The sequence below is a fragment of the Psychrobacter sp. KH172YL61 genome (genome assembly GCF_007182895.1).
In the GTDB taxonomy this organism is placed as follows: domain Bacteria; phylum Pseudomonadota; class Gammaproteobacteria; order Pseudomonadales; family Moraxellaceae; genus Psychrobacter; species Psychrobacter pacificensis.
The window spans coordinates 178,441-198,162 of record NZ_AP019516.1; the positions used below are offsets into that span (position 1 = coordinate 178,441).

The 19,722-nt window shown below is 43.5% G+C and carries 13 protein-coding genes and 7 pseudogenes; 11 read left to right on the plus strand and 9 right to left on the minus strand.

Translation table 11 applies throughout. The features are described 5' to 3' along the window. Positions 1-18: 18 nt before the first annotated feature. Complete coding sequence (locus PKHYL_RS00870) at positions 19-1,227, minus strand: flavin reductase family protein (protein WP_240365741.1); 1,209 nt, start codon at positions 1,225-1,227, stop codon at positions 19-21. Positions 1,228-1,670: 443 nt separating this feature from the next. On the opposite strand from PKHYL_RS00870, the pseudogene ettA reads away from it, so the two are divergent. Continuing rightward, positions 1,671-3,332: pseudogene (gene ettA, locus PKHYL_RS00875) on the plus strand (energy-dependent translational throttle protein EttA). A gap of 95 nt (positions 3,333-3,427) precedes the next feature. Here the strand turns inward: ettA and plsB are convergent. From plsB to PKHYL_RS00890, 3 genes and pseudogenes are all read right to left on the minus strand, one after another. Continuing rightward, positions 3,428-5,435, minus strand: a pseudogene (gene plsB / locus PKHYL_RS00880) (glycerol-3-phosphate 1-O-acyltransferase PlsB); the annotation flags it as partial. A gap of 413 nt (positions 5,436-5,848) precedes the next feature. Continuing rightward, positions 5,849-6,106, minus strand: a complete 258-nt coding sequence (locus tag PKHYL_RS00885) for a hypothetical protein (RefSeq protein WP_240365742.1) — start codon at positions 6,104-6,106, stop codon at positions 5,849-5,851. Further along, positions 6,078-6,386 carry a hypothetical protein gene (locus PKHYL_RS00890; protein WP_240365743.1) on the minus strand — a complete coding sequence of 103 codons (309 nt, stop codon included), beginning with the start codon at positions 6,384-6,386 and terminating at the stop codon, positions 6,078-6,080. The genes PKHYL_RS00885 and PKHYL_RS00890 overlap by 29 nt, the downstream gene beginning before the upstream one ends. A gap of 225 nt (positions 6,387-6,611) precedes the next feature. Between PKHYL_RS00890 and ybaK the strand changes: the two are divergent. Both ybaK and PKHYL_RS00900 read left to right on the plus strand, forming a co-directional pair. After that, positions 6,612-7,101 (plus strand): annotated as a pseudogene (ybaK, locus tag PKHYL_RS00895) (Cys-tRNA(Pro) deacylase). Between the two features lie 89 nt (positions 7,102-7,190). After that, complete coding sequence (locus PKHYL_RS00900; RefSeq protein WP_240365744.1) at positions 7,191-7,565, plus strand: 5-carboxymethyl-2-hydroxymuconate Delta-isomerase; 375 nt, start codon at positions 7,191-7,193, stop codon at positions 7,563-7,565. A gap of 85 nt (positions 7,566-7,650) precedes the next feature. On the opposite strand, the gene PKHYL_RS00905 is transcribed toward PKHYL_RS00900, so the two are convergent. After that, a complete protein-coding gene (locus PKHYL_RS00905; protein WP_240365745.1) occupies positions 7,651-7,839 on the minus strand; it encodes a hypothetical protein in 189 nt (62 codons plus the stop codon). A 66-nt stretch (positions 7,840-7,905) separates the two neighbouring features. On the opposite strand from PKHYL_RS00905, the gene PKHYL_RS00910 reads away from it, so the two are divergent. Then, positions 7,906-8,139 carry a hypothetical protein gene (locus PKHYL_RS00910; RefSeq protein ID WP_240365746.1) on the plus strand — a complete coding sequence of 78 codons (234 nt, stop codon included), beginning with the start codon at positions 7,906-7,908 and terminating at the stop codon, positions 8,137-8,139. A 101-nt stretch (positions 8,140-8,240) separates the two neighbouring features. On the opposite strand, the pseudogene PKHYL_RS00915 reads toward PKHYL_RS00910, so the two are convergent. After that, a pseudogene (locus tag PKHYL_RS00915) lies at positions 8,241-10,061 on the minus strand (acyl-CoA dehydrogenase C-terminal domain-containing protein). A 498-nt stretch (positions 10,062-10,559) separates the two neighbouring features. Between PKHYL_RS00915 and PKHYL_RS00920 the strand changes: the two are divergent. Continuing rightward, the gene (locus PKHYL_RS00920; RefSeq protein WP_240365747.1) at positions 10,560-11,684 is read left to right on the plus strand and encodes an FUSC family protein; all 1,125 of its coding nucleotides are present in this window, start codon (positions 10,560-10,562) and stop codon (positions 11,682-11,684) included. A 36-nt stretch (positions 11,685-11,720) separates the two neighbouring features. On the opposite strand, the pseudogene aroE reads toward PKHYL_RS00920, so the two are convergent. Continuing rightward, positions 11,721-12,581, minus strand: a pseudogene (gene aroE, locus PKHYL_RS00925) (shikimate dehydrogenase). 365 nt (positions 12,582-12,946) lie between these two features. Here aroE and PKHYL_RS00930 point away from each other — a divergent pair. Both PKHYL_RS00930 and PKHYL_RS00935 read left to right on the plus strand, forming a co-directional pair. Then, positions 12,947-13,633, plus strand: coding sequence for a hypothetical protein (locus PKHYL_RS00930; protein ID WP_228724646.1), 687 nt, complete (start codon positions 12,947-12,949; stop codon positions 13,631-13,633). Between the two features lie 12 nt (positions 13,634-13,645). Continuing rightward, complete coding sequence (locus PKHYL_RS00935; protein WP_240365748.1) at positions 13,646-14,623, plus strand: aminotransferase class IV; 978 nt, start codon at positions 13,646-13,648, stop codon at positions 14,621-14,623. 39 nt (positions 14,624-14,662) lie between these two features. On the opposite strand, the gene PKHYL_RS00940 is transcribed toward PKHYL_RS00935, so the two are convergent. Further along, the gene (locus tag PKHYL_RS00940) at positions 14,663-15,451 is read right to left on the minus strand and encodes a DNA-methyltransferase (protein WP_240365749.1); all 789 of its coding nucleotides are present in this window, start codon (positions 15,449-15,451) and stop codon (positions 14,663-14,665) included. 2 nt (positions 15,452-15,453) lie between these two features. Continuing rightward, complete coding sequence (locus PKHYL_RS00945) at positions 15,454-15,702, minus strand: hypothetical protein (protein WP_240365750.1); 249 nt, start codon at positions 15,700-15,702, stop codon at positions 15,454-15,456. Positions 15,703-15,796: 94 nt separating this feature from the next. On the opposite strand from PKHYL_RS00945, the gene PKHYL_RS00950 reads away from it, so the two are divergent. From PKHYL_RS00950 to mltG, 4 genes and pseudogenes are all read left to right on the plus strand, one after another. Then, positions 15,797-16,864: a Dam family site-specific DNA-(adenine-N6)-methyltransferase gene (locus tag PKHYL_RS00950; RefSeq protein ID WP_240365751.1), complete on the plus strand. Its 1,068-nt coding sequence runs from the start codon at positions 15,797-15,799 to the stop codon at positions 16,862-16,864. A 2-nt stretch (positions 16,865-16,866) separates the two neighbouring features. Beyond that, on the plus strand, positions 16,867-17,151 hold the full coding sequence (locus PKHYL_RS00955) for a type II restriction enzyme (protein WP_240365752.1): 285 nt from the start codon (positions 16,867-16,869) through the stop codon (positions 17,149-17,151). Positions 17,152-17,178: 27 nt separating this feature from the next. Next, positions 17,179-18,204: pseudogene (locus PKHYL_RS00960) on the plus strand (DUF6997 domain-containing protein). Between the two features lie 82 nt (positions 18,205-18,286). Next, positions 18,287-19,565: pseudogene (mltG, locus tag PKHYL_RS00965) on the plus strand (endolytic transglycosylase MltG). Positions 19,566-19,722: the final 157 nt, after the last annotated feature.

Sequence of the window (19,722 nt, forward strand, 5' to 3'; positions counted from 1 at the left end):
TTTTTAATTTCAGCAGTGCTAGATGTCTAACACCACGTCTGTCATAGCGATATTGATGCAGGTTTGGATAGACTCGTAGCCATCACTACTTATCTTGCCAGTTTGGATGTTTTTGACCACGCCGCTCACTTTATTGCAGCGGCACAACTGGCAAATTCCTTGCCTACAACCATGCGCTAGGCGTATACCTGCATTTCCGGCAGCGACCAATAATGTGGTGTCGCTATCGAACTGCCGTTGCCGTGAGCGTAAGTACACCGTATGCGACTCTGTCTGTAGTGCATTATCTAGTACTTGATTACCACCGCTATCAAAATCAGGCAGTGCGCTACCGAAATTCTCTATAATAATATTGTCACGTAGCTGATTGCCCTGCGGTAAAATGATTTCTGACACTGCTTTATATAAGCCGGCTAATAACGCTTGTGAACCGCAGGCAAATATCTGCGTATCTGCCAAAGGTAGATTAAGTGATAATAAACCCTCTGCACTTAAGTATCGTTCGCCAGCCAGATAAGTAGCAGGATTATCTGTATGAATCAGATGATAGCTGAAGGCTGGATAGGTATCGCTCAGTTGTTGCCACTGATGTTGAAACTGGGCAAGTTTCGTTCGATTATAATGTAGCAACGCCACCTGATGTCCGTCTGCTAGTGCTTGCGTAATAAGTCCTAGCATAGGCGTGATACCGCTACCGCCAGCGACAAATAACAAAGGGTGCAGTTTTTGGTTATTTGGTTCTCTATTATCTAAACTTGTCTTTGCCTGTGCCAAAGTAAAATGACCCAGTGGCATACTGGTATCAACGATGCTAGATAGCGACAGTTGCTTGGTCAAATAGTCAGATACTAACCCTTGCGGTTTAACAGCAATAGTAACCGTATGACGTTGGCTTTTTGCTGACTTAGTAATGACGGCATCATCTTGCCACCACAATGGTTGATTCGCCAATCCTACGATTGAATAGCTGCGCTGATGATAAACCCCATCGATAAAAACACGTAAATCAAGATACTGACCGCCTTGCCAATCATCTGTCCCTTTGGATATCTGCTGCCTAAACGCTTGATTGGTCTCAAATTGCAGTGCGATCAAATCCTCACTCATCTCATATCGAGCAATAAGGCGTAGCTTGGGTGTCGTCAATGACCAAAACGGATGTAAGCGCGACCCGATAAAATCGACAAACGCACGTTGAACTATTTCAGGGCGATAGCCGTTGGCCATATCATCAGTACCTGTATAAATATTATTAAAAATATATGAGAAATAATGACTCAGCTTATAGCCAGTTTCATTGATGGCATACTAAACCATTATTTTTTGCGTTGTTAAGCCACTCTAATATGTTAACGGCTATTGATTAACTTTGCGAAAGTTTTGATGCTATTTTTTGTGGTTTTTATCAAACAGCAATAAGTCAGAATGTTAAGCTCGTAACCTCAGAAAAATATTTTTACCCGCTTTTATCCAGAAACAGCGATACTCTATGACAAAAGCTGCAAAACAAGGGGTAAAACAACCTGTCAGCTTGCAGGGGGTGCGCTTCAATGCGATAATGAGTGAAAACTCATATTCTTTATTCTGAGGCGTCATAAACGCTGTTTTTATTCAGTTTTTTGATAAAAATGGTTTTACTCGCCTCTTTTATATAGTCCAGCGGAGTGTTAATGGCTCAATATATCTACACGATGAACAACGTGTCAAAACTTGTTCCGCCTAAGCGCGAAATTCTAAAAAATATCAATCTCTCCTTTTCCCGGGTGCCAAAATTGGTGTCTTAGGTATCAATGGGGCAGGTAAGTCGACCTTGCTACGTATTATGGCGGGTGTGGATACTGAGTTCAGCGGTGAAGCACGTGCGCAGACAGGAACCAAAGTTGGTTACTTGCCGCAGGAGCCACAACTCGATGACAGCAAAGATGTGCGCGGCAACGTCGAGGACGGCATGCGTGAGGCGTTAGATGCGTTAGCGCGCTTAGACCAAATCTATGCTGAGTATGCGGAACCGGATGCTGATTTTGACAAACTTGCTGAAGAGCAGGGCAAAATGGAAGACATTATCCAGTCATGGGATGCACACAATCTAAATAACCAGTTAGAGAAAGCCGCTGACGCGCTACGTCTACCGCCTTGGGATGCTGATGTCAGTAAGCTATCAGGTGGTGAAAAACGCCGTGTGGCATTATGCCGTCTACTATTGTCTCGCCCTGACATGCTATTACTTGACGAACCGACCAACCATTTGGACGCCGAGTCTGTTGCATGGCTAGAGCAATTCTTGCAAAACTATAGCGGCACTATCGTTGCCATTACCCATGATCGTTATTTCTTGGATAATGTGGCGCAGTGGATTTTGGAGCTTGACCGAGGCTATGGCTACCCGTATGAAGGTAACTATACTGAATGGTTAGAGCAAAAAAACAAGCGCTTAGAGGAACAACAGAAGCAAGAAGAGTCGTTTGCCAAAGCGCTGAAAAAAGAGCTTGAGTGGATTCGTAAAAATCAAAAGGGTCAGCAAGCGAAGTCTAAGTCGCGCGTACAGCGTTTTGAAGAGCTGAATTCAAAAGAATTCCAGCAGCGAAATGAGACCTCAGAGATTTATATTCCGCCCGGTCCGCGTCTAGGTAATAAAGTTATCGAGGTCAATAACATCTCCAAGTCGTTTGGCGATCGTTTATTGTATGAAAACCTAAGCTTCAATGTCCCAGCGGGTGCTATCGTTGGTATCATCGGTCCAAATGGTGCGGGTAAAACCACGCTATTTAACATGATTACTGAGCGTGATACCCCAGATACTGGTTCGGTTGATTTGGGCGAAAGTGTCAAGGTTGCCTATGTCGGTCAGGTGCGTGACAACCTAGACGACAAAAAGACCGTCTGGGAAGAAGTATCAGACGGTCTTGACATGATTACTGTCGGTGACTACACCACGCCAAGCCGTGCGTACATCGGCCGCTTTAATTTCAAAGGCTCAGACCAGCAGAAACATGTCGGTCAATTATCAGGTGGTGAGCGTAACCGCTTGCAATTGGCAAAAACCCTAAAGCAGGGCGCAAACGTACTGCTACTCGATGAACCCTCGAACGACTTGGACGTTGAAACCTTACGTGCGCTAGAGGATGCGATTCAAGTATTCCCAGGTACGGTCATGGTGGTCTCGCATGATCGCTGGTTCCTTGACCGTATCGCCACCCACATCTTGGCGTTTGAAGAAGAAGGCCCAGTGTGGTTCGATGGCAACTACAGTGAGTTTGAAGCCTATCGTAAAAAAGACAATGGGTGATGACGCCACGCCTAAGCGTGCTAAATATAAGAAAATCACCAACTAATACCATTGTTTGGTATATTGGAACTGCATAAAAAGACCGCTAATCAATAGCGGTCTTTTTGTTTAGCTTAATTGTTTAAAAGTCATGACTAACGATTAACGCTTACGCCCAAATTTACGCTGCTTTTTATTACTAATCTCAGTAATAGCACGAGTGATTTCTTCTTCGTTTAAACTTGCGACTTGCTGCAAGATTTGCATCATATCAGGCGTCAGCACATATTTGGCATGACTGGCGATGTCATTGATACGATGGTCAAAGGTCAATATGCCCGTTTCATCATCTTTTGTAGATAATCAAGACGAGTCAAAGCGCTGATAAAGCTAGTAAATAATGCGCGATCAAAGAAGTCAGGAATATCATCGGCATACAGTACAGACAAGCGTTGTCCAAGCAAATGGCACAGGTCAACGACTTCGCTTTCGGTCAGATTACCAGAGCCCTGCTGAGCGAGTAGGGCAAGCGTCATAAAATAACGCTCAAGACTTTGCCCAACGGGTGTCGCCAGTACTTGTAGCTGTTGATAGCGCTTGCTATTAGACTCAGGAACACTAAGCGTGTCATCACCCAACTCAACAATCAACCCATGAGAGAGTAAACTATCGACTTTTTTATTGAGCGTCTCCGCCAAACCATGCGCTGGGTAGTATAAGAACAGCTCACCTTGCAAGAATGGGTATAACTGCTCAGCGATACTATCTAAACGACTGCGTTTGATACGGCCATTACGTGCCACTAGCGCTGATAAGAAAGACAGCAAGATAAAGACGTGTAGAATGTTATTGCGGAAATAGCTGAGCAATGCCGCTTGCTTGCCAGCGACCTGAATGATATCGCCCAAGATGTGCGGCGTACGCTCTATGAGTTTTAGCTTGATGCCATAATCAATGATTTCTTGCGGGCTCATATCTGTGATGACAGTGTCATCTGCATAAGGAAGCTGTTGCGCAAGGCCTTGGTACAAAGCGATTTGCTCACGGCAACTGTTTTCATCCAGTGCCGCTTTCGGTGCGGATAGTAGTACCAATGATAGCAGCGACACAGGCGTTATCACGGCAGCTTTATTGATGTGCTGCATGACTTTTACACCGATGTTATCGACCATGGCACTGGCTTTTTCATCGAGTGGGGAGTCGGTGCGATCGGACGGTAAGCTGTTGGCTGGGACATCGAACTTTGTCATAAAATCGCTAAGATGCAGCGGTGTACCAAAACTTAGATGTACATTACCAAAAATACGCTCAATTTTACGACCCACTTTGAGTAGCCCAATCAACGATTCTGATTCTTTTGGTTTGCCCTTTAACTCACCGATATAAGTGCCGCCTTCCATAATACGCTCATAACCAATATAAGTTGGGATGAACACCACAGGCTTATTGGTTTGACGTAACTGGCTATGTACCGTCATCGCCAGCATACCCATTTTGGGCGGTAGTAGGCGACCTGAACGTGAGCGACCACCTTCAATGAAGTACTCGATCGGCGTATTACGCGTGATAAGGGTATGCAAATATTCACGCAATACGGCGGTATAAAGGGCATTGCCACGGAAGCTACGACGAATATAAAAGCGACAGCGCCGCGCAATAACGGTCCCAATACTGGCACATCTAAGTTATCACCTGCTGCGACATAAGGGATACTCAAACCGCGTTTATAGATGACATAAGACAACAATAGATAATCAACATGACTGCGATGGCACGGCACATAAATCAGCTCATAATCGGTCGCAAGGTCACGTACTCGCTCAAAATGATGGACTTCCACGCCGTCATATAACTGTGTCCATAACCACGTTAAAAATTTATAAAACCCACGAATAATGGAATGAGAATAGTCATTCACCATCTCATTGGCGTATCCTCGCGCTTGACTACGAGCGTCGCGTACGCTGGTGCCTTTTTCGGCAGCTTCCAGCTCTATTGCGTGCTTAATCGCTGGCGAGTAGACCAGTTTATCGACCAAATTACGTCTATCTGACAAATCAGGGCCCAGCATACTGGCGCGCTGCTTGTCTAAATAAATCGTCAATTGCTGCTGTAGCATCCGCACGAGTTCACGATTGCCATCAGCAGCCGCCACGAGCGTATAGCTGGGTGATTTTTCAGCATCAGTTTTGACATCATTATCCGTCGTTGCTGATTCAGTATCTTGTGAGTCTGTAGCAGGTGAGCTTTTAGCACTTGAATCCTCAGAAACCAAATCTTTAGAAGCTAAGTCTTTAGAAGCTAAGTCTTTAGAAGCTAAGTCTTTAGAAACTGAGTCTTTAGAAACTGAGTCTTTAGAAACTGAGTCTTTAGAAACTGAGTCTTTAGAAACTGAGTCTTTAGAAACTGAGTCTTTAGAAACTGAGTCAAAAACGTTAGGGCCCGCGCTTTCACCTTTGAGGCTATCATTGATGATAGTACGCAAATCTTGGGGTGGGTGGAATTGTACAAAGGTATCACGGCCCATCACGCCGATATTAAATAACTGCTTGCTGATACTCGGGTCTTGCCAATTGTCAGCGGTTAATAGTTTAAATAGCGAGTCTTCTTTTCAGGGGCGCGTCCCCACAGGATAGATACGGGTACTAGGCGCACCTTTAGCTCTGGATATTGCAATACCGCAGAGACTAAGCGAGAAAGGCGCGGAGACAACTGATTGTCTTTGGCACTTGGGTGATTCAAAAATATGATGGCTGCATTTTCTTTGATATTGTGAGCCGCGTCATTGACCCCAACCAATGCAGGCGGCAAGTTATGCTCTTGCGTCTGCAAATCGATCAAAAATACTGTTGGAGCGAGAATAATCCTGTAGCACATAAAATCTAAGTACCTGCTCGTCGCTATCAAAATCAGGCAATTCACCCAATAATTTCGGTTTGACAGCAACATCGAGTAGCTGTCCCGATAGTTTACGATACAGCTGATTGATCGGCGCGTTAGCGTAAGGCTTGGTGACGATTGGACTCGCGTCAGTTTCAGAAGTGCGGTCAGTGCTGACTGGCGCTTTAAAAATCCGTTTTTTAGGAACTTCGGTATCATAATCAGTATCAAAAATAGTCAAATATGTTGCGCTTATGATGCCATAAAAGCCACTAAAGCGATATATAGTGTCTGTATATACTGCTAATATTAATACTATTGGGTTACTCACTAGTAAGCGAGCAGTGATATAAAACGGTCAAGTATTTGAAAGTTACGATATTTGGCGTAATAATATATTGATGCCATGTCTATCTAATCCGTATGACGCCTATTCTTTAGTTCTATTTTATTAAGCCGTAATATTATGACGCCAGCTATCGACCTTGCCAAAAAACGCGGTCTTGATTACCGCATACACGAATACACGCATGACAGTCATGCGGCCTCTTTTGGTTTAGAAGCCGCAGAAAAGCTTGGCGTGGCGGCAGTGCAAGTGTTCAAAACTTTGGTGGTATCGACCGATACTGGCGACCTTGCGGTTGCGATATTGCCAGTAGATAAAACCCTCAATTTTAAAAAAAATGGCCAAAGCCTTATCCGCGAATAAATTGCTGTCCTGCAAAAAAGTACAAATGGCAGATCCCAAGCAAGTAGAACGTAGTACCGGCTATGTGTTGGGCGGCGTCAGTCCACTCGGGCAAAAAAAGCGCCTAAAAACAGTCATAGATAGCAGCGCACAAGACCAGACAACGGTCTATGTCAGTGGCGGTCGTCGCGGTTTGGAGATTGAGTTACCACCAGCGCAATTAGCCAACACACTTGATGCGCATTTTAGTGCGATTACTGATGAATAATACAAATAAACCTTTTACGGCGATGAGGGCGGAGCGCGTAAACTGATAAGCCAACTGATATATTACTTTCTCTATTTAAGGATGTCCTCATGCCGCATTTAACCATTCAAGCCACGCCCAATGTCAGTATCCCTCACGAAGAATCATTGCTAAAGTCGCTCAATAAAGCATTATGGGACAGTGGATATTTTGATAAGCCGGCAGATATCAAAACACGTATCTTACCTATTGAGACGTTTTTGGTGGGTGTGGAAGATGATGAGCAAGCGAATGGGTTTATCTATGCCAATCTAAAACTGATGAGCGGCCGCGATATAGAGACTCGTAATCAGCTGGCTGAGCTCTTGGTCGCTACCATCGAAGAAAAGATCGGAGACGAGCAATCAGGTCGTGCGGCACTGCAAATATGCGTAGAAGTCGAAGAGATTAGTGCGGTATATCATAAGAAGATGCTAGGTAGTTAATGTTAAACGCTTTAACCTTTTCCAAAGCGACTTATTATATTTTATATTTTGAATACTGTTGTTTGAAGGCGTTAGACGTATATGGTTAAGCGGGCTTGCACAAAGACTGACTAGCAACCTTTGGTAGTATCATGACCTCAACTTTGTAGCCTGCTGTTTTGCCATGAGTGGCCATAAGATTACGTGCGATACGGAGTCGGTATTTTCCCGTTTTAGGTAAGCAGCCTTGATAAATGATGCCGCCTTTGGTGCCATCTTGGGTACCATCCGGCATATGCAATACACCGACGTTAGCAGTCTCGGGCGTACCTGCAAGTGGTGAAATGTTAATAACGGCATATTGCTGACTTGCAGCATCGAAACGATACCACTGCTCATCGGTATGAGGAGCGAGTTTACCAGTGACGACGCTAGTAACAGCGCCTTTGCAAAATGTAGAGTACTATCGCTACTTTTGGCCGCTGCACTGCTGATGCCAATACTGGCGAGCGTGGTACTAATGACCAATGCTCGTATATATCGAGCAGCTAAAGCCGTGTTTTTATCGTTAGGTAAAACCATTATTTACTCTTAAATTACAGGTTGCTTTTGATAGTCTTTAATCATAATACGGTCGGTTAAACACAAAAAAGCGCCTAAATGATAGGCGCTTTTTTGTGGATTATGAATACAGTGTTAGTCTAGAAAAGCAAAGTTTTCGCTGTCCATCTCTGTCATGCTATTGCTTGGTGCGACCATGGATTCAGCATGTCCAGAGGTACGTGGTAGCAGCTTGTCAAAATAGAATTCGGCTGTTTGAATTTTCGCTTTATAGAATTCTGGTGCTTCTGTGCCACCATTTTCAAGCTTGTCATAAGCGACCGCTGCCATACGTGCCCAGTGGTAGCCCATCATGACGTAACCTGAGTACATCAAGAAGTCATCTGATGCGGCTGAGATGATTTCACGGTCTTTACGAGCCATTAGCATCAAGCGTACTGTCAAGGTGTTCCACTCAGCGCACAGCTTGGTAAGTGCCCAAACAAATTTACGCATGTCTTTATCAAGGGCATACTCGCCGCACCATTTCATGATGCTTGAGGTATAGTCACGGATGATTTTACCTTTAGATTGCAAGATGACCTTACGACCGAGCAAATCTAACGCCTGTACGCCCGTGGTTCCTTCGTACATGGTCGCGATACGAGCATCACGAGCAATCAGCTCCATACCCCATTCTTTGATATAGCCGTGGCCGCCATAGACTTGCTGACCGTGTTTGGCCGCTTCGATACCAAGCTCAGTCAAGAAGCCTTTTAGGATGGGGGTATAAAAACCTAGCTTGTCATCCCATTTTTCAAACTCTTCTTCATCGCCATTGGCGATGCCTTGTGACATTTTGTCCGCATAGCGTGCTGAATGATAAAGCATTGAGCGACCGCCTTCAGCAAAGGCTTTTTGCGTCAATAGCATACGGCGTACGTCAGCGTGGTGGATGATCGCATCAGCTACTTTTTCAGGATCTTTGGTACCAGAAAGGGGTGCGCATAGAGCGGCGTTCTTTGGCATAGGGCAATGCATTTTGGAAAGATAGCTCCGTATGTGCCAAACCTTGGATACCTGTACCGATACGAGCAGTATTCATAAAGGTAAACATCGCTTTTAGGCCTTTGTGCGGTTCGCCAATTAGGTAGCCAGTAGCACCATCGAAGTTCAACACACAGGTAGAAGACGAGTTGATACCCATTTTGTGCTCGATTGAACCGCAAACAACAGCATTGCGCTCGCCAGATTCGCCTTCAGCATTCGGCGTGAATTTTGGTACGATAAATAGCGAGATACCGCGTGTACCCTCTGGCGCATTTGGTAGGCGTGCTAAAACAATATGAATGATATTGTCCGTTAGATCATGCTCACCACTTGAGATGAAGATTTTGGTGCCACTGATTTTGTAGGTACCGTCATCCTGCAGGGTGGCTTTTGACTTTACCTGACCCAAGTCGGTACCACATTGAGGCTCGGTCAAACACATCGTACCTGACCATGAGCCTTCGACCAGCTTTGGTAGATAAAGGTCTTTTGCTCATCTGTACCATACTGAAGCAGCGTGTTGATACAACCAGTTGAGAGGCCAGAGTACATCGCCCACGGCCAGTTGGCCGTGCCGATCATTTCAGCTTTGATTAAGTTGATTGATGTGGGTAGGTTCATTCCGCCGTACTGTTCAGGATACGAGATACCTTGCCAGCCGCCTTCTACAAATTGGTCATAAGCTTCCTTAAAGCCCTTTGGTGTGGTGACTTCGCCATTTTCAAAATGACAGCCTTCTTCATCGCCTGATTGATAGATAGGAGCAAGGACGTTTTCAGCAAAATCTGCCATACCCTGTAGGATCATATCTATGGTTTCAGGATCCGCGTTTTCGCCATTGTCTAGGCTTTTATAATGCGTTTGGTAATCAAATACATCATTAATCAAAAATTTGATGTCACGTAAAGGTGCTTTGTAAGTTAACATAATCGCTCTCTTTGGTTGGTTCGCTATCATAGACTTACGACGCAGTATTTGAGTCAAAAGTCATGTCAGCGATGTGTCATTATTTTAATCGAGATAGATACTATATCTGTTGTTATGAGTGCTAGTAATAAACAGCGAGTCCATTGTGAAGGGTTTTAGGACGTCCTTGTTGAGCGTCAGCTATTATTGCGTTGATATGATTATAAATCTTATAGACCAATAAATATACAATTCATAACTATTATTCATGACTTTTACCTTAATTAATTAATTTTAGTTTTATGAAGTGGCTGATATATGTGCTGGATATGCTCAAAGATCATCTGTTATAGATGATTGATGATAAGCAGAAGACCGAAGAGTAATAGACATAATATAGTCGAACCACTATTAAAGTGTTACAGCGTTAGACTCGTTTAGCCTACTACTGTAGTACTTGCACTCGTCTGCCTTGTACCACTTTTAATATTGATTGACTATAAATAAGGCAGACCCTCTATGAGTGAGTCAAAATTACACAAACAAACCTCTTGGTTGACCGCGCTATTCACGCGTATTAAGGGGCTCATTGATGGTGAACTTGGGCATTTACTAACCGTCAATCGTAGCCGAAGACCCTGGCATATGCCTATTGTTGCTGCGATTGCGATCAGTTTTCCAGTATTTGTGGGCGCTTACTTTGGTGACTTATCTGCTGGAATCAAAGCGTCGCTAGGGTCAATGATTATTTTAAACCTGCCATTGGTGGGCGGATTACCTTATCGGCTAGTGACAGTGATGGCTTGGGGGTTTGCCATGATACTCAGCTTTGCGCTGGGTTTGATGGCGCAGCAATTACCTATACTCAGGCTGCCTTTCTTTATGCTTGTTGCGCTTAGCGTGGTGATGTTGGGTCGTTATTATAAGCAGCCACCACCAGCAGGGCTATTTACATTGATGGCTGGGGCAATCGCGCTGTTTATTCCTGTCCCGTTAGATCGAGTGCTCTCAGCGATAGGGCTTGTGTTATTGGGTAGCGGATCTTCGATGTTGCTCGCGCTACTGTATACACTGTTTTTGCTCGCCACACGTCCTATTGCCCCTGCGCCTAGTTATCATTATGAGCCAGATATGATCAGTGATAGCCTCATTGTCGTAAGTTTCATCAGTCTGGCGTTGGTAATAGCAGTTTTATTAGACATGCCTTATCCATATTGGGTGGCAATGAGCTGCTTTATTATTATTCAAGGCATCCAGCTGCGAACCATGTGGATCAAGCAATTGCATCGTATATTGGGTACGTTGGTTGGTATGGTGGTTGCCAGTTGGATGCTGTCTTGGGGGCTATCGAGATGGGGTGTCGCCGTGGCTATATTATGTATGATGCTATTGATTGAGTCGTTTGTCGACCGGCATTATGGGCTGGCGGTGATTTTTATTACACCCTTGACGATATTTATCGCAGAGTACGGCAGCACGATGCCGGTGCCGCCAGTGGCAGGAGATGTCATTCATACACGCATGATTGATACGGCACTTGGCTGTGTGATTGGTCTGAGCGGTGGTTTGGCCATCCACTCTACACGATTGCGTGAGCCACTGCGGCGTTTGGAGGATTGGCTGCTGCTGCGCTTTAGTGAATAAAAAGCAGCAGTTTGATGCTGCTGATTAAGAGTTCCATTAAGTATTTTGATTCAGTGCTTCTGTTGCTTTTGAGACATCAACTGTATGACCAGTCCAGCGCTCAAAACTCAATGCTGCTTGTCCGATGAGCATGCCGTAACCTTCAGACGTTTGGGCATCACGCGCCGCGAAATGCTGCAAAAGGGTAGGTCGCGCCCATACATCATGTCATAAGCGTATTGACAGTGTAGAGCATCATCCAGCGGCAGTTTATCGCCTGATAAGCCAATAGATGTGGCATTGATAATCATATCAAACGTGCCGCTCAAATCCTTGGTGGCACAGGTCTGAATCTGCTGCGCTGCAATCACCGAACTTGCTGCGCTCAGCTCATCCACCAAATCTACCGCTTTACTCACGGTGCGATTGGCAATAGTCAGTGAGCCAATACCTGATTGAATCAGCGGTAGTATGACACCGCGTGCCGCGCCGCCTGCGCCAATCAGGGCAACGCGAGCACCGTCCAGTGGCCAACCTAAGCGTGTTATGTGATTGACGAGCCCTTGTCCGTCCGTATTATCGCCGTATATGGCCTCTTTTATCGACGCGCCTTGTTGTAGTAGCGCCTCATTTATCATGAGGGTATTGACCGCGCCTGCTGTTTTGGCATGCTCTGACAAGCCGCCGCGCGCACAGCAGTCATAAGCGACTTGCTTAAAGGGTACGGTCACATTAGCACCCATACCGCCACCATGAAAAAACGCCTCAATGACCGCTGTAAAACTGGCAGCATCGTCAGGGCAATACTGGCGCTGATAGCGAATATCAATACCAGCCTGTAAGGCAAACTGCGCATGAATTTCAGGGGGATTTGCTGTGGGCAATCGGGTTGCCAATAACGATGAAGTGTTGGGTCATAAAGGGTCCATTGGCTAAAAGAGGCAAGACATCATTAAAAATGCATCGCTTACGGCCATTTATCATAAGCGATAAAATGATGATTGACAAACCAATGGCTCACTTCATAAGCCTTATATCGGGCAGAGTTTGATGAGTGATATATTTAACAAATATGTACCCTCTGGGAACGTTATGTGTAACCTAAAAGGTAGTCAAGCGCTGAGCAGTTGGGTAAACTATCGATTATATGTTAATTAGTATAATATGCTCTAATGACTGTTAGGTTATAACTTTTATTACATACATTCTTTATTAAAAAATCCTTTGTTATCGGTGGCTTGTGGGCCAGCTCGTTAATATTCTTTTAAGATCAATCTAAAAGTGTGAGTAAATTATCCATGTGGAATCATAACCTTCAGACTCTTCTAGTCGGTACGATAATGGCAGTTAGTGTGACGCTTGGCGGCTGTGATAGCACCAAAGAGGATGCTCAAAATCCAGAGACAAACGCTGAGAGCAGCGAGCAGGCTGTGGCCGAGGCTCCTGTAGAGAACAGCGCTGGGGATAATCCTGATCTAGATGGCGCGACCGCCCAACAAGGTACACCAGTAAAATACGATGTCTCGGCATGGAACGCTGACAAGGGCGAGCCCCTTGGCACCGATGAGTTAGATAGTATCAAGTCAGCATTTGGTAAAGTAATAAGTACGGATGAAAATAGCCTAGACTATGCCAGTAATCCTGCCACCAAATATCGCTTTATGAAGACGGACGCGCCTTATCTAGATATTATCGACTCCGAAAAATACCTTGAGCTTGGCTGGTATTATGCCAATCCGACCGATTCTGATAAAGAAAAAGAGTTGAGCCAAGACCATGCCAAAAAAGCCTACCAACTATCGCGCCGACTGATGGGTGATGAGGGTGGCAAAATGGTCGCTGATATGCTCAGTAATCAAATCATCAAAAACAGAGTCATTGGCGGACAGAAAGTGGAACTGGCAAAATGTGAGTTTTATAGCTGTATGCTAGTCATCAATAAATCCGCTGCCCAAACAGACAATAGCTAAGCGATGCTAGACATGACGTCACTGCCCAACAGCTGGGTATGTCTATATCCACAAGACGATACGGCAACTAGCAAAGCGGTGACACTGTCGCCAGACAACCGCGGCCTAGCATATGCGGATGGATTTTTTACGACCATGGGTGTGATGGACGGACTCATCCTATGGGCAGACTACCATCATCAGCGGCTCATCTCCCATGCCGACGCCTTGCAGTTAGATATAGACTGCGAGGAATTACTGGCAGTATTAAAAATATATGCCCAGCAGCTAGAGCAGGGTATGCTCAAGCTCGTGGTGACTCGCGCCGCACAAGACATTCGCGGTTATGGCTATGTACCAAGTGAATCAGGAAGTGATTGTGAGATCTGGCTAAAACCGGCTGTTATGAGAGTCTCCACGGCTGTGGTACTGTCATTACCTGATGGCAATCTAGTACCCATGCAGCCGAATGCCTCGGCGATATGTTTATCTTCACAGATTGCCTGCCTGCCGCCATCGCTGGCAGGACTCAAAAGCCTGAGCCGCCTAGATAATGTCCTTGCCAGTGGCGAGCTACAGCGTATAAAAGCTGAACCACTGGCGGCTAACGTTACAAAGAGCCTCAGTGAAGGACTGCTACGTGATATGAGTGGTCATTGGGTTGAAGGTACGATGAGTAATGTGTTCTATCAGTTAGCAGATGAGCCTTTATGCGAATCTGAAACGCACCCTAGTGGCCACGAAGGTGTTGAGAACAAGCATGAGAGCTATCTAACAACAGGTCAATGGTACACCCCTTCCATGGAACAATCGGGCGTTGCTGGTGTGATGCGGCAGGTGATCATTGATGCTTTGTCCACGACAAAATATCCAGTGGTGATACGGTCGTTATCAGATGAGGACTTGCCTAGGTTGACGCGGTTATTCTTTTGTAATGCACTGCGTGGCATCATGCCGATGAGTAATTTGACGCTATTGTCAGGTGATGTTGTAGATTTTAAATCCGTTTAGTTGTCATTTCCTTTATTTAATAAACGATAGAAATGTTGTTTAAAAAACTCTTTTCTCCCCTTCATGTTGTAGGTCTTCATAGCGCGCTTGGCTGAGTTGTAGATATTCTGTTTCCTGTTCAATACCAATAAAACGTCTTTCTAAGACATTACCTGCGATACCTGTTGTTGAAGATCCAGCGAAAGGGTCAAGTATCAAAGCATTTTTTTTAGTAGAGGCTAAAATCATCTGTGCCAACAATGCCAAAGGTTTTTGCGTAGGGTGCTTACCACAAGATTTTTCCCATTTAGCAATTGCTGGCAAGCGCCACACATCTTTCATTTGCTTATCGTTATTGAGTCGTTTCATCAAGTCGTAATCGAAATAATGTGGCACTTTAGGATGTTTCCTCGCCCAAATAATGAACTCTGTAGAATGAGTGAAAAACCGACAAGAAAAAATTAGGCGGTGGATTGGTTTTTCCCAAGTTATAACATTGAGTATTTTAAAACCAAGCTGCGGCAAAATACGACCTAGAGTAAAAATATTGTGATGTGTACCACTGACCCATAATGTCGCATTATCTGCCATTTTCTCTCGTACAGCAAAAAGCCACTCGTAGGTAAATACATAAGCATCATTGTCACTGACAAGCTTGTCCCACTGACCTTTATTGACTGACTGGACTTTACCGTTTTTGACTGTTAAACCATCATTAGATAAGAAGTATGGAGGGTCGGCAAAGACCATGTCTATGTTGTTATCTAAATGAGGAATAACTGTTAAGCAGTCACCTTTCAGTAAGTTAAAATCTAAATTAGTACTACTAAAAAACGAATGACTTTCCATGTCTATTCCAGCATATCGGCTAAGAAGTAAAGAAGCTCAGGTAAATTAAATTCTCCCTGTATAAAGCCATACTGCCCGCAATCGTCTGGAATAACAACAGTTTGACCAATAAATCTCTTATCTTCGCTAATGATGCGAAGCATATTTACTAATTCATCTCTCACTACTACAGAGTCTTCAGTATCTAATAATTCATTAGGTGCCGTTGAGTTGAATTCAATATTAATAGTCATATTTTCGATACTTATCATAACTTACTTTCCTCTATGATACTTATTGTATGTAGACTTATTGTATACAAAATATAGCATGAGTCAAACAAAAAAACTAATATGCGTGCCTTATATGAAAGAAAAAGTTCTATGTGATTTCGGTGAAAGAATACGCCAGTTGCGTAAAAAAAATGACTTGAGCCAAGAGCAGCTAGCCGAAAAAACCGGTTTTCATCGCACATATATAGGTATGGTTGAACGTGGTGAGCGTAATCCTGCTTTAGTAAATATCAAAGTTTTTGCAGATAGTTTTGATATCAGCTTGTCGGTATTATTTAATGATAAATCATTTGAAAAGAGGTTAAGAGTGGCAAAGAAAAATAAATTAGTCATGCCCTTCTTGAAGTGGGTAGGTGGAAAACGCCAACTTATAACTGAGATTGAGCCGTTGCTTCCTAGCCGTATATCTACTTACTACGAGCCATTTTTGGGTGGTGGCGCAATACTTCTGCACATGCAACCAAAAAAAGCAGTGATCAATGATTACAACTCTGAATTAATCAATGTTTACGAAACGATTAGAGATGATGTAGATGCTCTTATTGAACACTTAGCTATTCATGAAAATAACTCCGAGTACTTTTATCGGATAAGAGCTCTAGATAGGCAAGAAGGTTTTGTTGAGTTAACTAAGATAGAGCGTGCATCTCGTGTTATTTATCTAAATAAGACCTGTTTCAACGGACTATATAGAGTCAATAGTTCAGGCGAGTTTAATACACCTTTTGGGCGTTATAAAAACCCTAATATAATCAACGAAACTGTTCTGCAAGCGGTAAGTAATTACTTACAGAATAATGATATTGTATTGCGTAATGGAGATTTTGAGGAAGCTGTTAAGGGAGCACGTAAAGGCTCCTTTGTTTATCTTGATCCACCGTATGATCCTGTTTCGAAAAGCTCAAATTTTACAGGATACGTTCAAGGCGGTTTTGGTGATGATGAACAAGTAAGGCTTAGAGATACTTGTATCAATCTAAATAAAAGGGGTGTTAATTTCCTTTTGTCTAACTCTGCTACTGCCTTTATGAAAGAATTATATAAAGACTTTGAGATAATTGAGGTAGGCGCTAGTAGGAGTATTAACTCTGTGGGGAGTAAAAGAGGTGAGGTTAAAGAGATATTGGTAAGGAATTATTAGCTATGAATAAATCTAAGAACGATCTAGCTTGGGAGAGATTATTCGAAGAAGATAGTCTCTTGGACAAGATAGACGCTGAAGGTGAATTCGTTGTACATTCTAAAAGAATCAACGATTTCAGACAAGCTAGGCTTATGACTAAGTTTGATGCTAGAAAAGACTTACCAGAAATATTCAAAAGAATAAGCTATCTATTTTGCCAATTAGTAGAGGAGGCTATAAAATTGGAAGATTTGATATGTTCCATAACTTTGAAGATTACGATACTCCTAAAAGATCAGATGTAGTTCTAGAGAAGCAGTTCCCGTCATTTATTGGAAACAATAGATCCAAATCTGATTACTACTGAATCATCAGCTATATATTGTGCTGATTTATGTTCAATTTTAACAAGTTTTACAGGTGCGGATGAACTATATAGCACTATAAGCGGTCGAATGGGATCAGGTGATTTTGATTTTAAGATCGAAGAGCCAAACAAGATTTTTGATTTTAAAGTAAGAGGTTCTCAAATAGAAATCGATGCTGGTTACGAAAGTCACGATAGTATTTATCTTATAGAGGCTAAGAACGTGCTTTCAAGAGATTTTGTAGTTAGACAGCTGTATTATCCTTATAGGACTTGGTTAAACAAAGTGTCTACAAAAGATATCAAAAATATCTATCTCACATACTCTAATGGAATATTTTACATTAGAGAATACTTGTTTGAGGATATAAATGACCCTATGTCGATTAGGTTGTTGAGTTCAAGTAGATATTCGATTATAACTAAAGAATTGACATTAGAATATTTGAAAAACTTATTAAATAAAACCCTACCTCAACTCAATAGTCAAGACGCACCTTTCCCTCAAGCAGACGATTTCAATAAGATCGTGAATCTATGTGAAGAGCTCGTAAAAAAATACTCTAGTAATCTAAGTGAAGATATTGATGAGAGTAGTGAAAGAGGTTTTTCTAAGAGAGAAATAGCTGATATTTACGATTTTACTGATAGGCAAGCCGATTACTATGCGAACGCAGCAAGATATTTAGGCTTGGTGTCTATAGATAGAGGGATGGTATATCTTACTGATTTAGGTTTAGAAATAATGCAGTTGCCACTCACTACAAAAACAAATTCGGTTTGCAGAACTCATTCTCTCATCTAAACCTTTTCCAAAGTATTTGATTTATACATAAGTAAAGCAGGTGTACTATCAATTGGAAACGTTCAAGATATTGTTGAAGCTTGTAAAATTGAAAATTTAAATAGAGCTTCTAGCACTTTTTCAAGAAGGTGTCTTACTGTTAAAAGTTGGATAGAGTGGATATTCACTCAAGTTAAGGAAAGCTAAAAGGATAAGTAACAATGAAATACCATTGAAAATCGTACGGTTCAGTGCTAAATTCTAGCAAACATCTGCCTCGCGAGTTGCCATGAGCAAGCCCACACCCAATACACCACCTGAACGTCCCAATAAGTCGCCATCGAATAAGCAAGATGGCACAGTCGAGGAGCGTGTAGACACCACGCTACCGGACGCGCAACCAGTGGTAGATAGGGTGCAAGACACGCCAGCGACCAATGTCTCACTGATCAGTGGCAACAGCAAACCGCGTCAATATAAAGTCAACAATCCCTCATTTTTTATGCAGCGCGGTTATCAAGTATTGCTGGTGCTAGGGCTCATTGCTGCATTTTTCTTAGTCATGGTGTATCAGACCTTGTTTGGTCGTATCGAGCAGCCGCAGCAAATGGTCACGATTGAGCAAGGTCAGACGTATTATGGCCTATTGCCGCAGTGGCAAAATCAAATTCCGCTATTTTCGGCCAGCGTAGCCAAGCTATATATTAAGTCGCAAGTCGATGCGCCTTTGCATGCAGGCATTTATCAATTGCCGGAAAATCCAACCATTGCTGAGGCATTGCAAATATTAGAGCAGGGCGCAAAAGCAGCTATGGTAAAGGTGCAAATCATCGAAGGCAAAACCTCAAAAGACCTCTATCAAGCGCTGCGTGATAATGACAATATCGAAAAGAAGTGCTGACCGCAGACAGTGATAATGCCAGCATTGCACAAGCGTTAGATTTGGCTGGTATATTGCCAGATAACGTGACCAACAGTAGTGATCCTATCGTCAATCATAATCTTGAAGGGTGGTTTGCGCCCGATACCTATTATTATGGTGAAGGGACGAGCGATAAAAAAGTGCTCACGGACCTATATAAAAGCCAGCAAAAAGCGCTGACTGATGCGTGGGAAAACCGTGCGCCTGACCTACCTTATAATAGCCCTTACGAAGCACTAGTAATGGCATCTATCATCGAAAAAGAAACCAGCGTACCAGAAGAGCGTCCGCTAGTCTCTGCCGTGTTTAGAAATCGCTTGGTTAAAAACATGCGTATGCAGACCGATCCGACCATCATTTATGGTATGGGTAGCCGTTATGATGGTAATATCCGCCGCAAAGACATCGATGAAAAAACGTCTTATAATACCTATCAGATTGATGGCTTACCGCCAACGCCAATCGCGCTGCCATCTGCTGCGTCTATCGAAGCCACCTTGCATCCTGCCGATAGCGACGCCCTTTACTTTGTGGCAACTGGTAACGGCGGACACAAATTTACCAATAGCTTGGCTGAGCACAACCAAGCGGTAAAGACTATCTGAGCGTCATGCGCGAGAAAAAATCTCAAACACCGCCGCAATAAAGCACTTCTTTATCTCTTATAAAACGTATCGTTTATTGAGCGCTATAATCTAACGATAGCGCTCACCGATGACATAAGGTCATATCATGTCAGTATCTATACAGACCAACGCGCCATCCGCACAAACGAGTACAGCATCGTCCACGCTACCGGAATC

Excerpts from the sequence above, each read along its gene's own strand:
- PKHYL_RS00945 (WP_240365750.1), bottom strand. The coding sequence starts at position 15,702 with ATGATAAGTATCGAAAATATGACTATTAATATTGAATTCAACTCAACG.
- PKHYL_RS00950 (WP_240365751.1), top strand. The coding sequence starts at position 15,797 with ATGAAAGAAAAAGTTCTATGTGATTTCGGTGAAAGAATACGCCAGTTG.
- PKHYL_RS00920 (WP_240365747.1), top strand. The coding sequence starts at position 10,560 with ATGAGTGAGTCAAAATTACACAAACAAACCTCTTGGTTGACCGCGCTA.
- PKHYL_RS00935 (WP_240365748.1), top strand. The coding sequence starts at position 13,646 with ATGACGTCACTGCCCAACAGCTGGGTATGTCTATATCCACAAGACGAT.
- PKHYL_RS00955 (WP_240365752.1), top strand. The coding sequence starts at position 16,867 with ATGAATAAATCTAAGAACGATCTAGCTTGGGAGAGATTATTCGAAGAA.
- PKHYL_RS00940 (WP_240365749.1), bottom strand. The coding sequence starts at position 15,451 with ATGGAAAGTCATTCGTTTTTTAGTAGTACTAATTTAGATTTTAACTTA.
- PKHYL_RS00900 (WP_240365744.1), top strand. The coding sequence starts at position 7,191 with ATGCCGCATTTAACCATTCAAGCCACGCCCAATGTCAGTATCCCTCAC.
- PKHYL_RS00870 (WP_240365741.1), bottom strand. The coding sequence starts at position 1,227 with ATGGCCAACGGCTATCGCCCTGAAATAGTTCAACGTGCGTTTGTCGAT.
- PKHYL_RS00905 (WP_240365745.1), bottom strand. The coding sequence starts at position 7,839 with ATGCCGGATGGTACCCAAGATGGCACCAAAGGCGGCATCATTTATCAA.